This window comes from Alteromonas sp. BMJM2 (genome assembly GCF_027257845.1).
Classification (GTDB): Bacteria; Pseudomonadota; Gammaproteobacteria; order Enterobacterales; family Alteromonadaceae; genus Alteromonas.
Genome location: NZ_JAPVOT010000057.1, coordinates 1 through 1168, shown reverse-complemented (window position 1 = coordinate 1168; position 1168 = coordinate 1). Strand labels below are relative to the sequence as shown.

Genomic DNA, 1168 nt, shown 5'->3' with positions numbered 1-1168 from the left:
GTGTTAGCTTGGAACCGACGATGTTTATTAGCGGTAACAAGCACCATCCCAAGCAGTATTGCGACGAGAGAGGCTAACGTTGTCAGTAGTACCAATATCGTAAGACGCTGCTGTTTAACACTTTTATTCTGTTCATATCCCAATCCATATCTCGTGCTTTTCATATCTCTGAAGCCTTCTTCAATCTGCATACGCTGGCGATAAATAGCGACGACTTGTTTTGATAATTGTCTGTGAGCAGCGAGTGACGTGGCTAACAACCACGGGTCTTTTGCCCCTTGGGCATGTTTTTTTGAACGTTTGGATGCTTTGCGTGTTCCGTCCGGGTTGCTCGCGTGACGTCCTTTCGCTTTTTGTTTAAAGAGAATAAGCGTGCAGGTAAATGGGTTACTTCTTACTATTTGGCTATTATCAAAGCGCTTAGGGCGACTCGTTGCTTGCGTGTAAAGATAACGAATGCATTGCCATGTATTTCCTTTGTTAAGCGAGTAAAAATGCGGCTTACGAATGCGTCCAACAATATCCCACTCTAGCGCCAGGACTTCCCTGAACCAAGGTGATTTATATCCTGCATCAGTGACGATAATGGGCTGGCAGTGGGCGGGCAATAAGGCGTGTAAGGTTTTTAAAAACGCTTTGTGTGTGGTAGGTTTCTCTTTGGTCTTGTTGCTATGAACTTCTTGATAAAGTGTGATGGGTCTTCCCTTCACAGTTATCGCCGCACGCAAAAGAAAGTGCTTTTTACGGTCATCTAAATCTGACCAATCTATGGAGATAACGGGGCGCGAGGTGTTTCTACAAAAGAGCTGACAGATGGCCGCATAGATAAACGGCACTTCGCTAAGCAGGTGCGGGTTTGAAAGCAAGCGGTCAGCACGTTTAATCCGATGTTTCTCAAACGCTTTGTTGTTAATTCCTCGGCCTATACTCGTGACGGTCGCTGCGCTCCCTTCAAGCAGACTTTTTACACAAGCAATAACCGCTTGTTGCCGGGTTTTATGCATTTTGAAGCTGACAATTGATACGACTTTGTTCACAATAGATAGGGCATTCATGGTTGTTTGGTCTCAGTGATGTTTGGCGATTGATCTGATCACCAAACGTCATGAATGTTCCCTTCTTTTTTATCTCACTGATTTTGCTATTTTATTTGTGGGGATACCTCAGG

Annotated in this window: 1 protein-coding gene; it reads right to left on the bottom strand. The window is 44.6% G+C overall.

Features of this window, described 5'->3' with window-relative positions:
• The coding region (locus tag O9X84_RS19500) for an IS4 family transposase (protein WP_269521317.1) at positions 1-1055 on the bottom strand (1055 nt) is incomplete at its 3' end.
• Positions 1056-1168 lie beyond the last annotated feature (113 nt).